Source organism: Vreelandella sp. H-I2 (assembly GCF_052959335.1).
The window spans coordinates 213949-234003 of the sequence record NZ_JBRAMC010000001.1 but is presented as its reverse complement, the minus strand read 5'-3'; the positions used below and the strand labels follow the sequence as shown (position 1 = coordinate 234003).

General features: G+C 55.3%; 19 protein-coding genes. 12 read left to right on the top strand and 7 right to left on the bottom strand.

Annotated elements, in window-relative coordinates:
• Positions 1 to 131 precede the first annotated feature (131 nt).
• Complete coding sequence (gene ribA, locus ACUVOF_RS01200) at positions 132 to 1235, top strand: GTP cyclohydrolase II RibA (RefSeq protein WP_447042622.1); 1104 nt, start codon at positions 132 to 134, stop codon at positions 1233 to 1235.
• A gap of 113 nt (positions 1236 to 1348) precedes the next feature.
• Here the strand turns inward: ribA and ACUVOF_RS01195 are convergent, their stop codons facing one another.
• From ACUVOF_RS01195 to ACUVOF_RS01185, 3 genes are read right to left on the bottom strand one after another with little or no spacing between them, the layout of a single operon-like run.
• Complete coding sequence (locus ACUVOF_RS01195) at positions 1349 to 2122, bottom strand: creatininase family protein (protein WP_447042621.1); 774 nt, start codon at positions 2120 to 2122, stop codon at positions 1349 to 1351.
• Positions 2123 to 2153: 31 nt separating this feature from the next.
• Positions 2154 to 2969: an FkbM family methyltransferase gene (locus ACUVOF_RS01190; RefSeq protein ID WP_447042620.1), complete on the bottom strand. Its 816-nt coding sequence runs from the start codon at positions 2967 to 2969 to the stop codon at positions 2154 to 2156.
• Positions 2959 to 4566: a glucan biosynthesis protein gene (locus tag ACUVOF_RS01185; protein ID WP_447042619.1), complete on the bottom strand. Its 1608-nt coding sequence runs from the start codon at positions 4564 to 4566 to the stop codon at positions 2959 to 2961. Before ACUVOF_RS01185 ends, ACUVOF_RS01190 begins: the two co-directional genes overlap by 11 nt.
• Before the next feature lie 223 nt (positions 4567 to 4789).
• Here ACUVOF_RS01185 and ACUVOF_RS01180 point away from each other — a divergent pair, with 223 nt between their 5' ends.
• Positions 4790 to 6361 carry an alkaline phosphatase gene (locus ACUVOF_RS01180; protein WP_447042618.1) on the top strand — a complete coding sequence of 524 codons (1572 nt, stop codon included), beginning with the start codon at positions 4790 to 4792 and terminating at the stop codon, positions 6359 to 6361.
• Between the two features lie 51 nt (positions 6362 to 6412).
• Positions 6413 to 7822, top strand: coding sequence for a mannose-1-phosphate guanylyltransferase/mannose-6-phosphate isomerase (locus ACUVOF_RS01175; protein ID WP_447042617.1), 1410 nt, complete (start codon positions 6413 to 6415; stop codon positions 7820 to 7822).
• Between the two features lie 8 nt (positions 7823 to 7830).
• On the opposite strand, the gene ACUVOF_RS01170 is transcribed toward ACUVOF_RS01175, so the two are convergent.
• The 4 genes from ACUVOF_RS01170 to ACUVOF_RS01155 all read right to left on the bottom strand — a co-directional run bounded on the left by ACUVOF_RS01170 (position 7831) and on the right by ACUVOF_RS01155 (position 10047).
• Positions 7831 to 8181, bottom strand: a complete 351-nt coding sequence (locus ACUVOF_RS01170; RefSeq protein ID WP_447042616.1) for a DUF4870 family protein — start codon at positions 8179 to 8181, stop codon at positions 7831 to 7833.
• A 13-nt stretch (positions 8182 to 8194) separates the two neighbouring features.
• Complete coding sequence (locus tag ACUVOF_RS01165; protein ID WP_447042615.1) at positions 8195 to 9130, bottom strand: lysophospholipid acyltransferase family protein; 936 nt, start codon at positions 9128 to 9130, stop codon at positions 8195 to 8197.
• A gap of 1 nt (position 9131) precedes the next feature.
• Positions 9132 to 9521, bottom strand: a complete 390-nt coding sequence (locus tag ACUVOF_RS01160) for a DUF4870 family protein (protein ID WP_447042614.1) — start codon at positions 9519 to 9521, stop codon at positions 9132 to 9134.
• 142 nt (positions 9522 to 9663) lie between these two features.
• Positions 9664 to 10047, bottom strand: a complete 384-nt coding sequence (locus ACUVOF_RS01155; RefSeq protein WP_113270304.1) for a VOC family protein — start codon at positions 10045 to 10047, stop codon at positions 9664 to 9666.
• Between the two features lie 40 nt (positions 10048 to 10087).
• Here ACUVOF_RS01155 and ACUVOF_RS01150 point away from each other — a divergent pair, with 40 nt between their 5' ends.
• The 9 genes from ACUVOF_RS01150 to ACUVOF_RS01110 all read left to right on the top strand — a co-directional run bounded on the left by ACUVOF_RS01150 (position 10088) and on the right by ACUVOF_RS01110 (position 19873).
• Positions 10088 to 10732 carry a class I SAM-dependent methyltransferase gene (locus tag ACUVOF_RS01150; protein WP_447042613.1) on the top strand — a complete coding sequence of 215 codons (645 nt, stop codon included), beginning with the start codon at positions 10088 to 10090 and terminating at the stop codon, positions 10730 to 10732.
• 156 nt (positions 10733 to 10888) lie between these two features.
• Positions 10889 to 12262, top strand: coding sequence for an MFS transporter (locus tag ACUVOF_RS01145; protein ID WP_447042612.1), 1374 nt, complete (start codon positions 10889 to 10891; stop codon positions 12260 to 12262).
• 165 nt (positions 12263 to 12427) lie between these two features.
• Positions 12428 to 14215 (top strand): acyl-CoA dehydrogenase, encoded by a 1788-nt coding sequence (locus ACUVOF_RS01140; RefSeq protein ID WP_447042611.1) that lies wholly within the window; start codon positions 12428 to 12430, stop codon positions 14213 to 14215.
• A 158-nt stretch (positions 14216 to 14373) separates the two neighbouring features.
• The gene (locus ACUVOF_RS01135) at positions 14374 to 16002 is read left to right on the top strand and encodes an acyl-CoA synthetase (protein ID WP_447042610.1); all 1629 of its coding nucleotides are present in this window, start codon (positions 14374 to 14376) and stop codon (positions 16000 to 16002) included.
• Positions 16003 to 16041: 39 nt separating this feature from the next.
• Positions 16042 to 16890 carry a 3-hydroxybutyryl-CoA dehydrogenase gene (locus ACUVOF_RS01130; RefSeq protein ID WP_447042609.1) on the top strand — a complete coding sequence of 283 codons (849 nt, stop codon included), beginning with the start codon at positions 16042 to 16044 and terminating at the stop codon, positions 16888 to 16890.
• Between the two features lie 117 nt (positions 16891 to 17007).
• On the top strand, positions 17008 to 17781 hold the full coding sequence (locus ACUVOF_RS01125) for an enoyl-CoA hydratase-related protein (RefSeq protein WP_447042608.1): 774 nt from the start codon (positions 17008 to 17010) through the stop codon (positions 17779 to 17781).
• A gap of 127 nt (positions 17782 to 17908) precedes the next feature.
• Positions 17909 to 18526: a LysE family translocator gene (locus ACUVOF_RS01120; protein ID WP_447042607.1), complete on the top strand. Its 618-nt coding sequence runs from the start codon at positions 17909 to 17911 to the stop codon at positions 18524 to 18526.
• A 50-nt stretch (positions 18527 to 18576) separates the two neighbouring features.
• The gene (locus tag ACUVOF_RS01115; protein ID WP_447042606.1) at positions 18577 to 19287 is read left to right on the top strand and encodes a glutathione S-transferase family protein; all 711 of its coding nucleotides are present in this window, start codon (positions 18577 to 18579) and stop codon (positions 19285 to 19287) included.
• A 46-nt stretch (positions 19288 to 19333) separates the two neighbouring features.
• On the top strand, positions 19334 to 19873 hold the full coding sequence (locus tag ACUVOF_RS01110; RefSeq protein WP_447042605.1) for a YaeQ family protein: 540 nt from the start codon (positions 19334 to 19336) through the stop codon (positions 19871 to 19873).
• The last annotated feature ends 182 nt before the right edge of the window (positions 19874 to 20055 follow it).

The following is a 20055-nucleotide window of genomic DNA, read 5'->3' as shown; positions in this document are numbered from 1 at the left end:
GATAGGGGAGTTAGGCATGACGCCTCCGCGCTAAAACATTCGCTTCATCATGCGGGACTTACTTGTTTCAGAGCAAGTTGGTCCAGAGCAAACACATAATATCCCCCACGCTAGGAAGCCAGGAGGCCTCTATGTACAAGATTGAACGCGCTATTTTCGATATTCGTCGTGGATTGCCAGTGGTGGTGAATGCCGGTGAGCAGCGTTTGCTAGTGCAAGCGCTGGAAGGCAGTGAGTCGGTAGAGGCACTTGCCCAGTTAGCTGGCGAACGGCCTTCGTTAGTGCTTACCCGCCACCGCCTGGCGGCGATGGGAATGACCTTCACCGCTGAGGCGGCAAGCGTGCCTTTAGCGACAAACATCAATACCAAAGAATTGCATGGCTTGGCCTCGGCGGAAATGCTTCCGCAGCCCGCAGGTGGTTTGCTCAGTGGCTTAAAACCAGCGGGTCTGGCCGAACTTGGCGCCATTACGCTAATGCGCCGTGCGCTGCTAATCCCCGCAGCGCTATGCGCTTTTGTCAGCGAAGAAGCGGCGGAGGAGATTGAACAACAAGTGGCAGAAGGGCGGCTGCTGGAAGTCGATGCAAAAGAGGCTGAGCAGTGCTTAGCTGGGGCGCAGGGTATGCTTAAGCGTGTAAGCGAAGCGAATATTCCTCTTGAGGATGCTGCTGACAGCCGCTTTGTGCTTTTCCGGGAGCCGGACGGCCTGCGCGAACACGTTGCTGTGGTGATTGGTAAACCGGAGCACTGGGAAGGTGCGGTGCCCCTGCGCATGCACTCGGCGTGCTTAACGGGTGATCTTTTCGGCAGCTTGCGCTGTGACTGCGGCGAGCAGCTACGCAATGCGGTGGCAGATATACAATCCATGGGCGGCGGCGTGCTGCTTTATTTGGCACAAGAGGGGAGGGGTATTGGCTTGGCCAACAAGCTGCGCGCCTATACCTTACAAGATGGTGGCCTCGACACCGTGGATGCGGATCAAGTGCTCGGTTTTGGAGACGATGAGCGCCAGTACGCGGTGGCGGTGGATATGCTTAACGCGCTCAACATTGGCCAAGTGCAGCTGCTGACCAACAACCCGTTAAAAATAGAGGCGCTGCGCCAAGGCGGTATCGAGGTGGTGTCACGCCAGGCACTGTATGGCAGTGTCACTGACCACAATCAACGTTATCTCAATGCCAAGGCAACCCGAGGTGGACACCTGTTGGAAGATGTCTTAAGCGGCCAGCGCTAAACCCAAACGTCGCGGGCCAAGGAGCCTCGCGCTGGTGAAGCAGTTTTATTGAGTGAGCAGTTTTATTGAGCGAGCAGTTTTAGTTAATTAGCAATTTTAGTTAATGAGCAATGTTAGTTGGTTAGCGGTGGCAGCTGGGCGGTTTCGGTTACCACTATCGCTAACTGGCGGGCATAGTGCTTCACTAGCCGCTCGCCTAATGCGGCGCTGGCGTGGCTGGCATCCCCGGCCACGCCTTGAGCGCTTAAGTCTTCCGCTAACCAGGAATACGCGGCCGCACCCTCTGCACTCACGAGGGCATCGCCTAAGGGCGCTGAGGGCGGTGTGGCTTGGTAATCCTCCAACTGGACCAGCGTTGGCGCTAAATAGCACATCATCGCGGTTTCGAGTAATCCTCCGTGCAAGCCGTAGCGTAACTCTTCAAAAGCTATGGCGTCTGCTAACGGCGGCAGTCGAGTATAGGTGGCTTTTACGACACGCATGCCATGCCGTCGCCGCAGGGTGAGCCCTGCTAAATCCATGACCGATTTATTGCCGCCATGGCTATTCAGCAGTACCAGGCGACGAATGCCTGCCTTGGCTAGGCTGTCGCCATACGCTTCAAGTGTGGCAATCGCCAATGGCGCCGGCAGGCTGAGTGTGCCGGGAAAGTTGGCGTGCTCATCGCTGGCACCCACCGCTATGGGCGGCAGGCAGATAACATTCATTGCGGGATCAAGCTGCGCCAGCATAGCCGCCTGCAGGCCTTCGCCAATGGTCAGGTCGGTGGCTAAAGGAAGATGGGAGCCGTGCTGCTCAATGGCGCCGAGTACCAGCACCGCCACCGGGTCGCGTTGGGCGAAGTCGGCTAATTGCGGGGCGGTGAGCGTTTGCCAGTGATGTATCATTAAGTGATATGCCTATTGAGTTGTAAAAGGATCAGGGAGAGCCCCCTAGTAGCGGGTGATCTGAGCGGCAGGCGTAAAGGTCGCCAGAGGGTATCCCCTCGGCCCCAGCCCTTAGCCACTCGGTCATGGCCTGCGGGGTTTGCCATTCGTTCCAGCGAAAATGGCGCTGTTCGCCCGCTACCGCGTTGTAGCGATAGTCGCCAAGACGGTTTAGATGGTGGATGCAGTCGTGGCTAACCTCTAGTGCACCGACAACGAACTCCACTGAAAGCGCTGCCACCGGACAACTGAGCCCCGCTAGCACCTCCGCCTCAAAGCCCTCTACGTCAATTTTAATAAAACTGGGTTCGCCATACTCTTCAATTAACGTATCCAGTGTGGTGACCGGTACCTGTAAGCGTTGCTCCCAGCGAACATGACTAAAGCTGGCGTTACGTTCGCCGATCTGCTCGCGCCAATCGGAGGCAAGGGTAGAAAGAGTAGGGTTGCCGGGGCTGATTGCAATCTCAGCAAACCCCGCCGTCGGGCCAGCCGCAAGCGGTAACAGCGTAATGCTCGGCGGCCTTACCAAACGCTTAAACCACTTAGCGAGATCAGGCTGAGGTTCAAGTGCCACTACCTTGGCGCCTAGTGCATGAAAGGCCGCACTGCGGTCGCCTAGGTGAGCACCGATATCGAAAGCGACGGCGCCGGGCTGAATAAACGGTTGGTAAAGACGCTGTAGCCCGCGTTGGCGCCCTGGCCGCCAATAAATAAACAGCGAGCGGATAAGCCCGCCTGCGCTACTTAGCCGTTGCAGCGCCAAGCGCCGCATTCGTTGGGGTCCCTGAATATCTTCATTGGGCATTGGGATACCACACGTAATTCCAGGTTTCGCTTATCGATTCGTCATTTAGGGTCAGCCTGAGGCGAACATCGCTGGGTTGATGGCTATCGGGCAGCCTGAAGCTAGCGCGCCAGCCTTTGTTAGGGAGCGGGGTGACCTGAGGCAGTAGTACTTCGCCTTGCTGGGCGTTGATAACTAACTCGACGGGTTGGTCGGCAGCGATATCATCTAACACGCCCCCTTGGAAATCGACGATAAACTGGCGCTGCCCTTGCAACGCCGAATCCGCTTGTCCCGGTACGCTTGCGCGGCCATGGCGGGTACGGATTGCACGCCCAAGGCTATGCGCTTTTGGCTGTGTGTTGAGCGTATGGGTTAGGTAATGGAGGCGGCGGGACTCGCCAGCCTCCAACGTGTCGTCCGCTACCCAGTAGGCGACGATATTGTCGTGGGTTTCATCAGGCGTTGGAATTTCGACCAACTCTACCCGCCCGGGTCCCCAGTCATCTAGCGGCATAACCCACTGGCTGGGTCGACGATGATACTGGGCTTCGATATCCAAATAACGGTTAAAGTCACGCTCTCGCTGCATCAAGCCAAACCCTTGAGGTGCACTATCCATAAATGTCGAGATGCGCAGATGCTCGGGGTTGGTCAGTGGGCGCCATATCCATTCACCGTTACCGGTTTGCATCAGCAGACCGTCAGAGTCATGCACCTGAGGGCGGAAGTCGTCGGGACGCTCACGGCTTGCCTCTCCATAAGTGAACATGCTGGTGAGCGGCGCTACGCCCAGCTTTTCGATATCGCTGCGAGCAAATAGTGCCGCTTCGACCTCTACTTGGGTATTTTCACCGGGCTGGATGACAAACCGATAGGCGCCACTGATGGAGGGGCTATCCATTAACGCTAATAGCTCAATCTGCTCGGCATCTGCGTCGGGCTTGTACATCCAAAACTCACGAAACGCCGGAAATTCCTCGCCAGCGGTTGAGGCTGTATCGATCGCTAGCCCACGGGTCGATAACCCGTAAGCTTGGTTGCGCCCCACGATTCGGAAGTAGCTAGCACCGAGAAAAACGGCAAACTCGTCGTCATATTCTTCGCTATTCAGGGGATAGTGAAGACGAAAGCCCGCGTGGCCGCTACCGGTTAAATCGTGCTCTTTTAGCTTTGCGGCATTGCCGTCGTAAGAGAAATCCTCTGCCGAAAAGGGCAGCGGGGTGACCGTGTCGTTTTCAATGACATTCAGGGTGATTGGAGTTGGGAAGAGAAAACCGCTGTGAAACAGCTGTAAGCTAAAGGGGCTTTCGCCCTGCCAATAGGCGTGGGCGGGATCAAAGCGAATTTGTCGGTAGGTATCGTAGTCGAGCTCACGTAATACCTTTGGCAGTGACTCTTCGGGGGGGTGGTAGGCCTCTGCAGCCAGTTGCTGGGCCTGTTCAATGACCGCAGTGAAATGTTTATTGTCTTCGGCTAAGGCCGGTAAGGCTAGCGTACAGCCGATTAACACGAACCACCTACTAACTAACCACCTACCGACATGCCATCTGTCGCCTTGCCATCTACGAACCTGCCGCCAAGAAATCGGGCATCTAGAAAAATAGTTACAACGCATGGACGAAATCCTTTCGGTTGAAGGCCGCAAAATGCATGGAGTTGAGCCAAACAATACATTAAAATTTTACACAATAGCTATACGAGTTATAGAGATAGTACATTATTGGTGCGTTTTTCAGCAGCCTTTTACTCTGCTCCTCATCTAGTCTTTCGCCGAGATCTATCGTTGAAAGGGCATATTTTCAACACTTTAATCTAAAGCAGGCATAAATGAGAATGCGATGAGTCGATTACTAATACTGGTCCTGATACTAAATTTCTTACTTATCGCGCCACTGTGGTGGCGTTTTGGTGAGATTAATGAGTATTTGGTCGCTTGGGAGGCACTTATCATTGTGCCGCTTATGCTATTGCTTCCTGTTGGCCAGGCCCGCCGCTTAGTGGGTATTGGGTTAGTCGGTTGGATGATGCTGGCAACCGCCGCCAATCTGGGGATGGCGGCCACCCAAATGGCGTTTGCCCGGCCAATCAATCTCTACCTTGACTTACCCCTGCTGCGCTCCGTCTATCATTTGTTAGTAGGTAATGTAGGCCAGTTGTTGGCAGTTTGCGCTATGCTGGCGGGGCTCGCCGTGCTGCTGGGCATCAGCGTGGGCTTAGCGCGGTCGTTGCTTCCACCGGTCGGCTACTCGATTAAACGGCTACCCGGAGCAGTCGCATTAACGCTGCTCGTTGCTGCCACCAGCGGAGCGGCACTGGCGCTTAACGGGGTGCGGTTGGTGGACAGTGCACACTTGCCATTGTTGAACAATACACGGTTTCAGTGGCAGCAAATTACCGATACCCATGCCGCGCGTGTTGCCTTTACGGAACAGTTGGAAGCTACGCCGCTGGAAAAACAGCCGCTGCCGGGGTTGGCAGGGCGCAATGTACTGCTGACCTTTATCGAGTCCTATGGTGTGTCGGCGCTGACTACCCCGCGTTATGCAGACGCTCTGCTTCCCACCCTGGCCGACATGCAGCAACGCCTAGGCGAGCATGACCTCCACGTAGTGTCTGGACTGCTGGCGTCACCAATTCGTGGTGGGCAATCCTGGCTAGCCCATGCAACAACGCTCAGCGGCCGATGGATCGACAATCAGCTGTGGTATCAGCTGATGTTGAGCAGTGGGCATTCCACGTTGATCGATGATTTTCGTGCAACGGGGCAGCGTTCGCTGGCTGTGATGCCCGCCATCACGATGGCATGGCCGGAAGGCGAGGCTTATGGTTTCGATGAAATTGCTGCGGCGAAAGATATCGGTTACGCCGGGCCTGCGCTCAATTGGGTGACCATGCCCGATCAGTTCACCCTCGACTACACTCAGCGTCACTTGCTCGGCGATACGCCGGTGTTTGCTCAGTTGGCCTTAATTTCTAGCCATGCACCCTGGACACCGATTTTGCCGGTATTGGATGATTGGTCATCCATTGGCGACGGACGTATTTTTGCGCCTTGGGAGAGTGCTGGTGACCCGCCGGAGGTGTTGTGGCAGGACATTGAGCGTATCCGCGATCACTATGCCTGGTCGGTGGACTACGCTGTTAAAGTCACCGGTCGCTGGGCCGAGCGCGTGGTGGATGACAATACGTTGATGATCGTGTTGGGTGACCATCAGGCCGCGCCGCTGATCACTGGTGATGACGCTAGTGCGGCGGTGCCCGTGCATATTATCAGCGGCGATCGTGCATTATTAGCACCTTTTCTAAAGCGTGGCTTTTTGCCCGGCACGTTGCCTGCGCTCGAAGAAGCAAACGATGTGCCCCGCATGAGCCAACTGCGCCACTGGCTGCAGGATGATTTTGGTGAGTGAACGGATGATGCAGCCACTCTCTAATACAAGGACGACCACAAGGACGCAGCAATGATTCAGCCGGTAATTCTAAGTGGCGGTAGCGGTACGCGGCTTTGGCCGCTTTCTCGTGAGCAGATGCCGAAACAGTTTTTGCGTTTAACCTCGTCGAAAAGTATGTTGCAACAAACGCTTAGTCGTTTAGACGGGCTAACCGTCGCTGTGCCAATGCTAATGGGCCACCACAGCCACCGCTTTTTAATGGCCGAACAGCTGCGCGAAATGGACCAAGCTGCCACCGTGGTGCTCGAGCCGGAAGGGCGCAATACTGCGCCCGCGATCGCTTGTGCGGCGCTGCTGGCACGCCATGCTGGCGATGATCCGTTATTGCTGGTACTGCCTGCAGACCATGTGATCGGTGATGTGCAAGCGTTCCAACACAGCGTTTCACTTGCCGCGCCGCTAGCGGAGGCAGGCTATCTCGTCACCTTTGGGGTCGTGCCGACACAGCCTGAAATCGGTTACGGTTATATTGCCTGTGGTGAGCCGCTGGAAGGTGGCCATCACCTTGCGGCCTTTATTGAAAAGCCCAATGCTCAGCGTGCCGCTGAATTGGTCGAAAGCGGTGATTACTTATGGAACAGCGGCATGTTTCTGCTGCGTGCCTCAAGCTATTTAGACCAGTTACAACGGCTGCAGCCGGATATGTTAGCGGCCTGCGAGCAGGCGGTGAGCGCTGCGCATCGTGATTTGGATTTCCTGCGCTTGGGCGAAGCGGCGTTTCTTAGTTGTCCGGCGGATTCCATCGATTATGCGGTAATGGAGCATTGTGACCGGGCCGCCGTGGTGCCCCTGGCCGCCGAATGGAGTGATATCGGTAGTTTCGATGCGCTTTGGGCAACTGTTGAACCTGACGTGGCGGGCAATGCCACCAAAGGCGATACATGGTTAACCGATACGCAGGGTTCGCTGGTGTTTGCCGAACATCGCTTGGTCACGACATTAGGCGTGCAGGATCTGATTGTCGTGGAGACATCGGATAGCGTGCTGGTAGCCCACCGTAATCAAGCGCAGCAGATTAAACAGCTGGTGGCGTCGCTTTCTCAGGCGGGACGCAGCGAACCTTGCTCTGCCCCCCAGGTACAGCGCCCCTGGGGCAGCTTTCAAGCGATGGATAGCGGCGAACGCTATCAAGTCAAACACATTACCGTAAAGCCCGGCGGCCGGCTCTCACTGCAGCGCCATCATCACCGCGCTGAACATTGGATTGTGGTGAAGGGCACTGCGCGGGTAACGCTTGGAGAGCGCAGCTTTTTGGTGAGTGAAAATCAATCCACCTATATCCCCATCGGTGCGCTACATCGTCTGGAAAATACCGGTAAAATTCCTCTTGAACTGATCGAAGTGCAGTCGGGAAGCTACCTGGGTGAAGACGATATCGAACGCTTGGACGATGTTTACGCCCGGGATAACAATGAGTGAGGGTGGGCTTACCAAAGCCAGCTCGCGGGGCGTGCCGGGGGCCGGCCTTTGCGCACATCGATCCACCCCAGCACGCAGCGCACGCCTAGCCACACCGCAAGCAGCGGCCAGAGGAGGGTGCCGACCATGACAATGCTGAGCAAAAAGGCGATGCAGGCATATAGGGTGCCGATCCAGAAGGTACGAATCAGGTAACGGTAGTGCGGCTGTAGCCACAGCGCGGCATCTTTACGGTAAACATACGCAATGATCACGCCTATCAGCAGGGTGATATTGGCGGTCACGATACCCGCCAGGTAGAGCGCGTAAATAATCTGCAGCGGGCGTATCTCATCCCGAGATAGGTCGTTTTGTGTCATGAGTAAGCTCTTGTTAATAAAGCCGATAGTCGCGGTAATTAGCTAGCTTTTGCTGTTCTTGAACCACTTTACGGTAGCGCTTGTACTCCCACTGATACTGCGCAGGCTCCAAGTCTATTGCGGCTTCCACGCTGGCATTGACGCCGGTGGCCGATGTTTGGTCATCGGGGCTGTAAACACGCTCATCGGCATCTAGAAAATGAATGGCAAACCCTTTACCAGGAATACGTAACGCGACCCCGGTGACCACGCGCGCCTGGGTGCGCGCCACCAGTTTTGGCAGCAAAGTGGCGGTGTAGGCGTCGCGGCCAAAGAACGGCGCGAAAACGCCGCTGCCCCAATCGGGTTCCTGGTCGGGTAGTATGCCGATGGCCTCGCTGCGCTTAAGCGCTTTAAGCAACGCGGCGACGCCGCGCGGATTAGTAGGAACGAGGCTTGCTCCCATGCGCTCACGGCCATGTCGGATCACCGGGTCAAGGGCGGTGATTTTGGGTGGCTCGTACATGGCGGTAAAAGGAAAATGGCTCGATAGCCAAAAGTTAAGCACTTCCCAATTGCCAAAATGCGGGGCGAGTACGATCACGCCCCGTCCTTCGTTCCGAGCATTATCGAGTTTTTCGCGACCCTGCACCGTTAAAATACTGGCTTCAACTTTACTCGGTTCCGCCATCCAGGCGTGGCCCAGTTCCAGCATCGTAGCGGTTGAGTGTCGCAAACTCTGCCGGGCAAGGGTTTGACGTTCAGTGTTAGAGAGGTCGGGATAAACAGTCGTCAGGTTGCGCTCGGTTACCTCCCGCTCGCGCTTATTGAAGCGGTAAACTAGCGGAGCCAGCAGCGAAGCCATGCGCCATAGCCACCTTAGAGGCCAGCGTGAAAGCCGACACCATAGCCAACTAATCGCACTGGCTTTGGAAAAGCGCTCACTGGTATCACCTGTTTGTTGCGCCATTTTAAAACAGCCAGGTGTCTACGTTGGAAGGGGCGCGTTTCTCTTGCAGCCCTTTGAAGCCTTTAACGCAGCGGATGATTAGCCAAACAGCGAGCGCTAGCAGCAGCGGGAAACCAATCACTACCAGGGTCAAGATCGAAAAGACCACACCGTACAGCAGCCCTATCCAGAACGTACGAATCTGGTAGCGGTAGTGTTCGTCTAGCCACGCGGGGCCTTTGCCTTTGTAGACATAGGCGATGACCACACCGATAAGCGACGTAAAACCGAGGAAGAAACTAGCCAAATAGAGTGCATAGATTACCATTGCCATCGTGGTGTCAGGCGGATGGCGCTGCTCTTCGCTGATGACTTCGCCTTTAAGGGGCGCATCATTGGCATCTTCACGCATAACGTTTCCTTTCGATAAATCCGTATAAAAGCTGAATGGTAGCGACTGAAAGGATCAGCACTTGCTAACGCATCGCAGCGGTGCTGCTAAGAGCAATATGATACCGTGTGCGATTTGCCTTATCACTAACGAAAACGGGGCACTAACGCGAGGCCGGGCGGCAAATCTCTAACAGGTTGCCGTCTGGGTCGCGTAGGTAGATCGACTCGATAGGCCCATTGGCGCCTTGACGGGCCACGGGGCCTAGCTCTACGTCAATCGCCAGCGCATCCAGGTGCTGCTTGAATTCATCCAGCGGCAGTTGGCAACGCAAGCATAAATCCAAACTGCCGGGGGTGGGTGTCGCGGAGATAGGCGCAATGTCGGTGTCGGTTTGATGTAGGCGCAATGCGGTATCACCGAGCATTAAATCGACTCGTTGGGCATCGCGGTAACGTACATCTAACCCTAAAACGCGTGAGTAAAAATCGACGGCGCGACCCATATCGGTCACTGTTACAACAAGATGATCCAGACCTGATAGCATGCCACCTTCCTTAATACAAAACGATAAGCCAGAGAATACGATGATGCGCCGCTGCCCGCTATGCGCGGAATCCACCACTGCGCTCTACCACCGTGATCGGCGTCGTGACTACTACCAGTGTGCCACGTGCAAGCTGGTATTTGTCCCCTTTGCGCAGCATTTGAGCGCTGCTGCTGAAAAAGCTGAATATGATAAACATCGAAACTCGCCGCATGATACGGGATACCGGCGCTTTTTAGGGCGTTTATTTATCCCGCTGTTAGCTAAGCTCGAACCCAGCGCCCGCGGTCTTGATTTTGGTTCAGGGCCTGGGCCGACGCTATCGGTGATGTTCGCAGAGCAAGGCTACCCGATGGCGATATACGATCCATTCTATGCGCCTGATGCCTCAGTGCTTACCCAAACGTTTGATTTTATCACCGCAACAGAAGTCGTCGAACACTTGTCACAGCCTGGCCAAGTCCTGACTCAGTTGGCGGCGCAGCTCGCCCCTGGCGGTTATCTGGGGTTGATGACGAAACGGGTTACCTCCCCTGAAGCCTTTGCCCGCTGGCACTATATTAGTGACCCTACGCATATCAGCTTTTTTAGTGAAGAGACCTTTCGTTGGTGGGCTCGAAAGCATAGTTTAGTAGTGGAATTTCCTGGGCCAGATACGGTTATTCTATATAAAACGCTAACGTGAACAATTGTAACATTAGAAAAGCATTGACTTTGTTCCCTTGGGGGCAATAATTGCGCGCCGATATCCCTGCCTGACTCGATGTGCCAGGTGAGATGACGGTTTTTTTGCTCTCGTTTGGCAATGGTTTTTACTTCTACAGGCAAGGTGAGGTTTTTCATGTCGCGGCAACTGCTGGCCATGGCGCTGGCGCCCCTTTTAGGGCTATTCATTCTCGGGATTGGCAACGGTTTTCTTGCCACCTTAATTACCGTGCGCCTGGACGCCGCCGGCGAGTCGGCCACGGTGATCGGTATTGTCTCGTCGGCTTACTTTATTGGCCTGGCGTTAGGCGCGATGGTGAATGACCGCCTGTTACTGCGCATCGGCCACATCCGGGCCTACGGTAGTTTTGCCTCGTTAGTGGCCGTCACGGTGCTACTACAAGGATTATTCTTTGACCCCTGGGCCTGGTTTGTACTGCGCTTGATTGGCGGCTGGGCCACTGTAGGGGTTTATCTGGTGATTGAAAGCTGGCTGTTAACGTCAGGCGACCAGAAAGTCCGCGGCCGCCTGCTGGCGCTGTATATGATTTCGCTGTACGCCGCCGGGGTGTTAGGGCAATTGCTATTGGGGGTGACCAATGCCATGGGTGTGACCGCTCCCTTTATGGTGATTGGACTGCTGGCCTCGCTCTCCGTGCTGCCCATGGCAATGATTCCTCGCGTATCGCCGATAATAGAGCAAGCCGAGCCGCTTCCACCGCATCGCTTAATTACCCTGACGCCTACCGGTGTGATGGGCAGCTTGGGCTCCGGCATGGTAGTGGCGGCGGCGTACACGCTCCTGCCGCTTTATCTTCAACGTAATGGCATGAGCGTGAGCCAGGTGGGGCAGATGATGGCGGTGGTTATCATGGGTGCCATGCTGCTGCAGTACCCGATTGGCCGCTGGTCGGATCGTCACGACCGACAAATGGTGCTGATTGGTATTAGCGGTTTCTGTGTCCTGATCTCTGCAGCCATGTTGTGGCTACCCCTTTCTACACCATTGTTGGCGGTATTACTGTTCCTGCTCGGCGGCGGTGTGTTTGCGCTCTACCCGGTGGCAGTGAGTCACGCCGCAGACCGTGCGCCCGCAGGGGCACTGGTGCGCATGAGCCAGGGTCTGCTGTTAATCAACTCGATTGGTGCGACCATCAGCCCGCTGTTGATTTCCCCGGTCATGACCGCGATGGGTGATGCGGGTCTGTTCTGGTCTTTCGGTTCGATGAGCCTATTCTTTGTTATGTTCTTCTCCTGGCGTCGCCATGTGCGTCCCGCGCCGTTGCCGGTGGCACCTTTTACACCCACTACGCCCATGACGGCTGCCGGTGCTGAACTGGTGGTAACGGAAGAGTTAATGCAGGGCGCATTGGAGCATGAGCATCTTGAAGACCTATCTGGCGCAGTGTGGGATGTCGATGCCGCCGAGCCGGTAGTGGGGCCGCCACCAGAAGATGAAAGCCATATCACCTACTATGACGATGTGGAGCAAGTAGGGGCACGCAAGTAGGGGAGTGTAAGCAGTGTGGGTAAGTCGTGTGGCGTAAGTAAGAAAGGATGAAGACGTTATCGGTAGCGGCTGATACCTTGGGCTAATGGTGTAGGCGGGTGAGTATTACTACTATCCACCTTAGCCTTTCAAACATTTGTTTCATTTTTCAGCCCGAGGTTCGCCATGAATGTTTACGCCGCGCCGATACGCGATTTGCGCTTTGTGCTCGAAGAGCTACTAGCGCACCGCTCGCTTAGCCTACCGGGCTTTGAAGAGGCCACGCCCGATTTGGTTGAGGCGGTACTCGAAGAGGCGGCAAAACTCGCTGTTGACGTCTGGGGGCCGCTCAATGCTAGCGGCGATCGCCAAGGGGCCAAGCGCCACACAGATGGCAGTGTCACCACGCCGGAAGGTTTCGCGGCGGCTTATCAGGCGTATGTCGAGGGTGGTTGGAACGGCATTGGCGTCTCCGAGGCACTGGGTGGGCAGAACCTGCCGGAAGTAGTTGCCAGCGCAGTACAAGAGATGCTTCACGGCGCCAATATGGCGCTGGGTCTCTGCCCTATGCTAACGGCTGGTGCTATTGAGGCGTTGGCCCATCATGGCAGCGATGACTTAAAAGCGACTTACTTGCCCAAGTTGGTGGAAGGCACCTGGACGGGCACCATGAACCTTACCGAACCCCAAGCGGGGTCGGATCTCTCCCAAGTGCGCACTCGCGCCGTACCTGAAAACGACCACTACCGTATCAGCGGCCAGAAGATCTACATTACCTGGGGCGAACACGACGCCGCCGAAAACATTATTCACTTGGTACTGGCCCGTAAGCCTGATGCACCGGAAGGCAATAAAGGCATTTCGCTGTTTCTGGTGCCCAAGTTCCTGGTCAATGAAGACGGCTCTCTGGGTGAACACAATGATGTGACCTGCGCCTCCATTGAGCACAAGCTGGGCATTCACGGCTCACCCACCTGTACCTTGAGCTTTGGTGAAAACGGCGGTGCGATTGGCTATTTGGTGGGAGAAGAGGGGCGTGGCCTTAATCACATGTTCACCATGATGAACGAGGCGCGTCACAAAGTCGGTATTCAGGGCATCGGCGTGGCCGAGCGCGCTTGCCAGCATGCGTTTGCCTATGCGCTTGAACGTCGACAGGGACGTGCCCCGAAAACACGCGGCGGTGCCGAGTGCAGCATCAGCGATCATTTAGACGTGCGACGCATGCTGCTTTCGATGCGCGCGCGTACCGATGCGCTGCGCGCACTGGCGTTGTATTGCGCTGCTGAACTGGACGCCGCCCGCCATGCGGAAAGTAGTGACGTCCGCCAAGCCGCCCAGGCGCGCGCCGACATTTTAATCCCTATCATTAAGAGTTTCTCCACCGACCAGGCGGTAGATATTGCCTCGATGGGTATTCAAGTACACGGCGGTATGGGCTATGTGGAAGAGACCGGCGCTGCACAGCTACTCCGCGATGCGCGAATTGCCCCCATTTACGAAGGCACTAACGGTATTCAGGCGCTTGATTTGGCGGGTCGTAAACTTCAACGCGATAACGGTGAAGCGCTAACCGCATTACTGAGCGACGTTGCCGTCACCGTGAAACAGCTTAATGCCGACCCGAACCTGGCTTCCTTGGGCAGTGGCTTGGCTGCTGGCTTAGAAGACCTAAAAGCCGCCCAGGCGATTGTACTAGAGCAAGGTACCGACCCTGACAAGGGTGCAGATGCGGTGCAGGCCTATGCCACCCCGTTTCTTAACTTGGCGGGCCACGTGCTGTGCGCATGGCAAATGGGCCTAGCCGCGCTAAGCGCCCAGGCCGCGCTTAATAACGGCAGTGATGATCCCTTCTATACTTCCAAGTTACGCAGCGCCGAATTTGCCATCACTCAATGGCTACCGGTAGGCCGTGCCCAGCGCGCGGTGATCGAGGCGGGCAGTGAGTGTTTACGCGACTTTGAGGTTCGTTAACGCTAATTTTTAGCTTCGCACCGCCGCCCTAAGGGCGGCGGTGTTGTTTCTAGGTAATCAAAACAGACATTTAAAACGATCTATTAAAACGAACGCTTTCAGGCTGTTCTCAAAAACAGACTCAACAACACGCTTAATAATAAGACCAGGAGACGACCATGACCGCTATCTTTGAGCAGGGCTTACCCAAAACCGCTGCCAACCACGTGCCGCTTTCACCGCTGACGTTTATTGAGCGCTCGGCGTCGATCTATCCTGACTATCCTGCCGTGATACATGGCAGCACGCGGCGCACCTGGGGCCAAACCTGGGGACGCTGTCGCCAGCTTGCCTCTGCGCTTAAGCAACGGGGCATTCAGCCGGGCCAAACGGTGGCGGCCATGCTGCCCAATATCCCCGCGATGTTTGAAGCGCACTTCGGCATACCGTTAGCAGGCTGCGTGTTGAATACCTTAAATATTCGCCTGGATGCCGAGGCGATCAGCTATATGCTCGAGCACGGCGAGGCCAAAGCCATTTTGGTCGACCCCGAGTTTGCCGATGTCATCGAGCAAGCCGTTGCCAAGCTTGCGCATAAACCACTGATCATCGATGTGGCCGATGTTGAGTTTCTGGGCGATGCCCAGGGCATTGGGGACATTGAGTACGAAGCGCTGCTAAAAGAGGGCGACGCCGATTTCGCCTATCAACTGCCTGCGGATGAGTGGGAGGCGATCTCGCTTAATTACACCTCCGGCACCACCGGCAAACCCAAAGGCGTGGTTTATCACCATCGCGGTGCGTATCTCAATGCGGTGAGTAATATCATGGAATGGGCGATGCCCCACCATCCGGTCTATTTGTGGACGTTGCCAATGTTCCACTGCAACGGCTGGTGTTTTCCCTGGACGATTGCCGCTAACGCGGGGGTGAACGTCTGCCTGCGCCGCGTCGACCCGAAGAAAATTATGCAATTGATTAGCGATGAGAAAGTCACTCACTTCAGCGGCGCGCCCATTATTCTCAATGGCTTGGTGAATCTGCCCGCGGAAGATAAGCGCGAGTTCGATCACCCGGTGAAAGTCACTACCGCCGGTGCCGCCCCGCCAGCTTCGGTGATTTCTGGGGTAGAGAAGCTGGGCATCGAAGTCACCCACGTCTATGGCCTCACCGAAGTGTACGGGCCGGTAACCGTGTGTGCTTGGCGTGAGGCATGGGATGAGCTTCCCATCGAAGCTCGCGCCAAGATCAAAGCCCGCCAGGGTGTGCGTTATCACATGCTCGAAGCATTGTGTGTGGCCGACCCGCTGACCATGGAGCCAGTACCCAAGGATGGCCAAACCATGGGGGAGATAATGATGCGTGGCAATAACGTTATGAAAGGGTATTTAAAGAACCCTGAGGCCACTGAGCAAGCACTAGAGGGCGGTTGGTATCACACAGGTGACTTGGCTGTGTGGCACTCGGATGGCTATATCGAGATCAAAGACCGCTCCAAGGACATTATTATTTCCGGTGGTGAGAATATTTCGACCATCGAAGTGGAAGACGCGATTTACGGCCACCCCGCGGTTGAAGAAGCCGCGGTGGTGGCTAAACCTGATGAGAAGTGGGGCGAGACGCCCTGTGCGTTTGTAAAGCTTAAAGTGGGGTACGGTGAAGTCACCGAGGCGGATATTATCGCCCACTGTCGCGAGCATTTGGCGGGCTACAAAGTCCCCAAAACGGTCATTTTCAGTGAACTGCCCAAAACCTCCACGGGCAAGATTCAAAAGTTCGTACTGCGTGAAGAAGCCAAGCAGCATTGAAAATCTCAAAACATTGACAACTGATAGGGGAGAGCGTGCATGAGCGACAAAAATATCGGCGTTGTAGGAGCCGGCACCATGGGGCAGGGGATCGCCCAAGTGGTTGCCTCCAGCGGTTTCAATGTTCGGCTCTTTGATGTGGCTGAGGAACAGCTAAGCCGTGCCAAGGCGAATATCGACCAAGGCTTGGGCAAGCTGGTGGCTAAAGACAAAATCAGCGAGGCGGATAAAAGTGCGGCCTTATCGCGTCTCTCTACCACTACAGCACTCGACACGCTGAGCGACTGCACGGTGATCATCGAAGCGGCCCCCGAACAGCCGGAACTCAAAGAGAAGCTGTTCCGCGACTTAAGTCGTTTAAGCAGTACGGCCATTCTAGCTTCCAATACCTCGTCGCTCTCGCTGACACGTCTGGCGGCGGTGTGCGAGCACCCCGAGCGGGTAGTGGGCATGCACTTCTTTAACCCGGTGCCGGTGCTCAAGCTGGTGGAGGTGATTCGCGCCGAGCAGACCTCTGACGCAACTGTGGCTGAGATTGAAACCCTTGCGAAGTCGCTGGGTAAAACGGCTGTGCCGGTAGGTGATGCCCCTGGTTTCGCGGTGAATCGCCTGCTAGTGCCGATGATTAACGAAGCGGCATTTATTGTTCAAGAGGGTACCGCAACGCCCGAATCTATTGATAACGCCATGAAGTTAGGGGCGGCTCACCCAATGGGCCCGCTAGCACTGGCGGATTTGATCGGGCTGGATGTGTGCTTAGCAATTATGGAGGTACTCCAAGAGGGCTTTGGCGATCCCAAATATCGCCCCTGTCCGCTGCTCAAGCGCATGGTGGCAGCCGGTTATTTAGGCCGTAAGAGCGGACGCGGCTTTTATCACTACGACTAGCTTGCACTGACGATAAGAGCGCGGCATAAAGAAGTCATTGCCACTCAACCAAGCGTTCGCTAGGGTTGAGTGGTGTTCACTTTCATGTTCAATAACAAATCGAATAAGGAGTCCGCCATGAGCGAAGCTGTGATCGAAAAAGTAGATAACGATGGGATGGTGCGGCTGACCATCAACCGTCCTAAAGCATTGAATGCTCTAAACAGTGAGGTATTAGCCGCGCTGGAAGCCCATTTGGTTGAGCTTGAGGCTCACCCGAACCTACGCGCCGTGCTGATTACTGGCGCGGGCGAGAAGTCTTTTGTGGCCGGTGCCGATATCACCGAAATGCGTGAAAAAACACCCGAAGAGGCGCGGGCTTTCGCCAGCCAAGCGCTGCGTACTATTAAGCGCCTAGAAACACTGCCCGTGCCGGTGGTCGCGCTGGTGAACGGGTTTTGCCTTGGCGGTGGCTGCGAATTGGCGCTGGCCTGCGACTGGGCAGTAGCCAGCGACAACGCTGTATTTGGGCAACCGGAAGTACTGTTGGGGGTGATTCCCGGTTTTGGCGGTACACAACGCTTGCCACGTCGCGTTGGGCCAGCCATGGCGATTGATCTGGTCACCACTGGGCGCAAAATCGACGCTCAAGAGGCGCTACGTATTGGCCTGGTGAACCGAGTTATGCCGCAAGCGGAGCTGGAAAACTACGTTGAAGAGCTCACCAAGCAGCTTAAAGGCAACGGCCCTCAGTCGGTGCGCGGTGCCAAACAGGCGGTTCACGACGGAATGGGCCAGGATCTGGATAGCGCCCTGGCGTTGGAAACCAGCCTGTTCGCCTTCTGCTTTGCCGGTGACGAGCAGAAAGAGGGCATGGCGGCCTTTGTCGAGAAGCGTAAGCCAAACTTTTAACATAAGGCGCTAGCACCGAGCTTCTAGGGTTTAATTTATTCCGTTTTTGCTTATTTAGGGGGTGGCGCTTGCGTCACCCCCGTTTTATTCTCGAAATCTAACCATCAACTTCATTGGAATCGCCACGATGCAATGGGCCGCGTTTATTCTCGCCGCACTTGGTTTTGCCTATTTACCTGGGCCTGCCATGCTGTATACCGCCGCACAAACCTTGGGTCGCGGTCGACGAGCAGGATGGTTGGCGGTCATCGGTGTACATATGGGGGGTTACATCCACGTTATTGCCGCTGCAATGGGGTTGGCGTTGCTGTTTGCGGCCATTCCGCCTGCCTATATTGCTATGAAAGTTGTTGGCGGGCTTTACCTGCTCTGGATGGGTCTGCAACTTTGGAAGCAGGGTATTCGGGCCCATGGCGAAGAAGTGCCCCTGGCGACCACTAAACGCGTACTGCGTGACAGCTTCCTGGTGGAAATGCTCAATCCTAAAACTGCACTTTTCTTTGTCGCGTTCCTACCCCAGTTTGTGCAGCCTGAAAGCGCTATGCCGATTGCCTGGCAACTGCTTTGGCTAGGTATTGCTACCAATATGCTGTTCTCTTCAGCGGATATTATGGTGGTGCTGCTGGCCAGCCCGTTGCGCGAATGGTTACAAAAATCCCATGGCTCCTCCCGGCTCATTCAGCGCATGGGTGGCGGCGTATTAATGGGTTTAGGCGGTAATACGCTGGCTCAGGCGACACGCTAAGCAATACTGCCTACATCGACTAATTTTATCCCTCATATTAGGAGCGCTGCATGTTTGACCTCTATATTGCCAATAAAAACTACTCTTCTTGGTCACTGCGCCCATGGGTGTTGATGAAAGCGTTGGAAATTCCGTTTAACGAACGTTTTATGCCATTTGAAGGTGGTTTCGGCGCAAGCCATGACACTTTTATTCACTTTTCACCCTCAGGCTTAGTGCCCTGCCTAGTGGATAAAGCGGTCGGCGATGGGGTGGCGGTGTGGGACTCATTAGCCATTACCGAGTATCTGGCCGAACAGCACACTAATGTGTGGCCTGCGGATAAGATCGCGCGTGCCTGGGCGCGTTCAGCCACCGCTGAGATGCACAGCGGCTTTGGAGCTTTGCGTGATGAGTGTTCCATGAACTGCGGCGTGCGAGTTGAGCTGAAGGCTATATCAGGCAAGCTCAGTGCCGACATCGCTCGCTTAGACACACTGTGGCAGCAAGGGATTGAGCGCTTTGGTGGTCCGTTTTTGGCGGGGGAGCACTTCTCCGCGGTAGATGCGTTTTATGCCCCGGTGGCGTTTCGTGTGCAGACCTTTAACTTGCCGGTCAGTGAAGCCTCATGGGCGTATGTGGAACGCTTGCTAGAGATGCCTGCGATGCAGGAATGGTATCAAGCTGCGCTAAAAGAAACATGGCGTGAGCCAATGCACGAGGTTGAAACGCTTAAATGCGGCACCCTCAAGGCTGATTACCGAACATCCTCATCCACCTAACCGCCGCATCAGGTACACTGGCGCAAATTTTCTTTTGGAAGTACCCATGGCTCTTAGCGCAACGCCTTATAAAGTGGATATTAACCTGACCGACCTGGATCGCGGAGTATATGAAACGCTGCGCTTTACCGTGGCTCGTCACCCGTCTGAGACGGAAGAGCGCATGACTGCACGCTTGCTTGCCTATGTGCTGTGGTATAGCGAATCGTTGGCCTTTGGGCGCGGACTTTCCGATGTAGACGAGCCGGCGTTATGGGAAAAAAGCTTAGATGGGCGCTTGCTGCACTGGATCGAAGTAGGTCTGCCAGACGCCGAGCGCATTACATGGTGCTCACGTCGGGCGGAGCGTGTATCGCTGCTCGCCTATGGCCGAGTAGATCTATGGGAAAGCAAAGTGCTGCCCAATGTGACGTCACTGAAAAACGTCCATGTGGCGGGGCTACCACAAGAGGCCCTAGTGACCATTGCTAAAGATCTGCCGAGAGCTATTAATTGGGCCATTATGATCAGTGAAGGGTCGCTGTTTCTTACCGATGAAAATGGCCAACATGAGATTACACCGCAGTGGCTGTTGCGCGATCGCTAGTAATTATGAGACTTTCGTCTACCCTGTTAAGCTAGCAACATAAGCGATAGACAGACAATGGGATGGCCGATGGGTCATCCCTTTATTTTTTTAAAGTTTGCTTGCTATTTTTTTGCACAATTACATACAATCAACAATGTTTGTTGAAGATCATTATTGTTGGCGATCTCTAAATAACCTCA

Excerpts from the sequence above, each read along its gene's own strand:
- ACUVOF_RS01145 (WP_447042612.1), top strand. The coding sequence starts at position 10,889 with ATGTCGCGGCAACTGCTGGCCATGGCGCTGGCGCCCCTTTTAGGGCTA.
- ACUVOF_RS01150 (WP_447042613.1), top strand. The coding sequence starts at position 10,088 with ATGATGCGCCGCTGCCCGCTATGCGCGGAATCCACCACTGCGCTCTAC.
- ribA (WP_447042622.1), top strand. The coding sequence starts at position 132 with ATGTACAAGATTGAACGCGCTATTTTCGATATTCGTCGTGGATTGCCA.
- ACUVOF_RS01195 (WP_447042621.1), bottom strand. The coding sequence starts at position 2,122 with ATGATACATCACTGGCAAACGCTCACCGCCCCGCAATTAGCCGACTTC.
- ACUVOF_RS01185 (WP_447042619.1), bottom strand. The coding sequence starts at position 4,566 with ATGCGTTGTAACTATTTTTCTAGATGCCCGATTTCTTGGCGGCAGGTT.
- ACUVOF_RS01135 (WP_447042610.1), top strand. The coding sequence starts at position 14,374 with ATGACCGCTATCTTTGAGCAGGGCTTACCCAAAACCGCTGCCAACCAC.
- ACUVOF_RS01175 (WP_447042617.1), top strand. The coding sequence starts at position 6,413 with ATGATTCAGCCGGTAATTCTAAGTGGCGGTAGCGGTACGCGGCTTTGG.
- ACUVOF_RS01190 (WP_447042620.1), bottom strand. The coding sequence starts at position 2,969 with ATGCCCAATGAAGATATTCAGGGACCCCAACGAATGCGGCGCTTGGCG.
- ACUVOF_RS01165 (WP_447042615.1), bottom strand. The coding sequence starts at position 9,130 with ATGGCGCAACAAACAGGTGATACCAGTGAGCGCTTTTCCAAAGCCAGT.
- ACUVOF_RS01140 (WP_447042611.1), top strand. The coding sequence starts at position 12,428 with ATGAATGTTTACGCCGCGCCGATACGCGATTTGCGCTTTGTGCTCGAA.
- ACUVOF_RS01130 (WP_447042609.1), top strand. The coding sequence starts at position 16,042 with ATGAGCGACAAAAATATCGGCGTTGTAGGAGCCGGCACCATGGGGCAG.
- ACUVOF_RS01170 (WP_447042616.1), bottom strand. The coding sequence starts at position 8,181 with ATGACACAAAACGACCTATCTCGGGATGAGATACGCCCGCTGCAGATT.
- ACUVOF_RS01125 (WP_447042608.1), top strand. The coding sequence starts at position 17,008 with ATGAGCGAAGCTGTGATCGAAAAAGTAGATAACGATGGGATGGTGCGG.
- ACUVOF_RS01120 (WP_447042607.1), top strand. The coding sequence starts at position 17,909 with ATGCAATGGGCCGCGTTTATTCTCGCCGCACTTGGTTTTGCCTATTTA.
- ACUVOF_RS01115 (WP_447042606.1), top strand. The coding sequence starts at position 18,577 with ATGTTTGACCTCTATATTGCCAATAAAAACTACTCTTCTTGGTCACTG.
- ACUVOF_RS01160 (WP_447042614.1), bottom strand. The coding sequence starts at position 9,521 with ATGCGTGAAGATGCCAATGATGCGCCCCTTAAAGGCGAAGTCATCAGC.
- ACUVOF_RS01180 (WP_447042618.1), top strand. The coding sequence starts at position 4,790 with ATGAGTCGATTACTAATACTGGTCCTGATACTAAATTTCTTACTTATC.
- ACUVOF_RS01110 (WP_447042605.1), top strand. The coding sequence starts at position 19,334 with ATGGCTCTTAGCGCAACGCCTTATAAAGTGGATATTAACCTGACCGAC.
- ACUVOF_RS01155 (WP_113270304.1), bottom strand. The coding sequence starts at position 10,047 with ATGCTATCAGGTCTGGATCATCTTGTTGTAACAGTGACCGATATGGGT.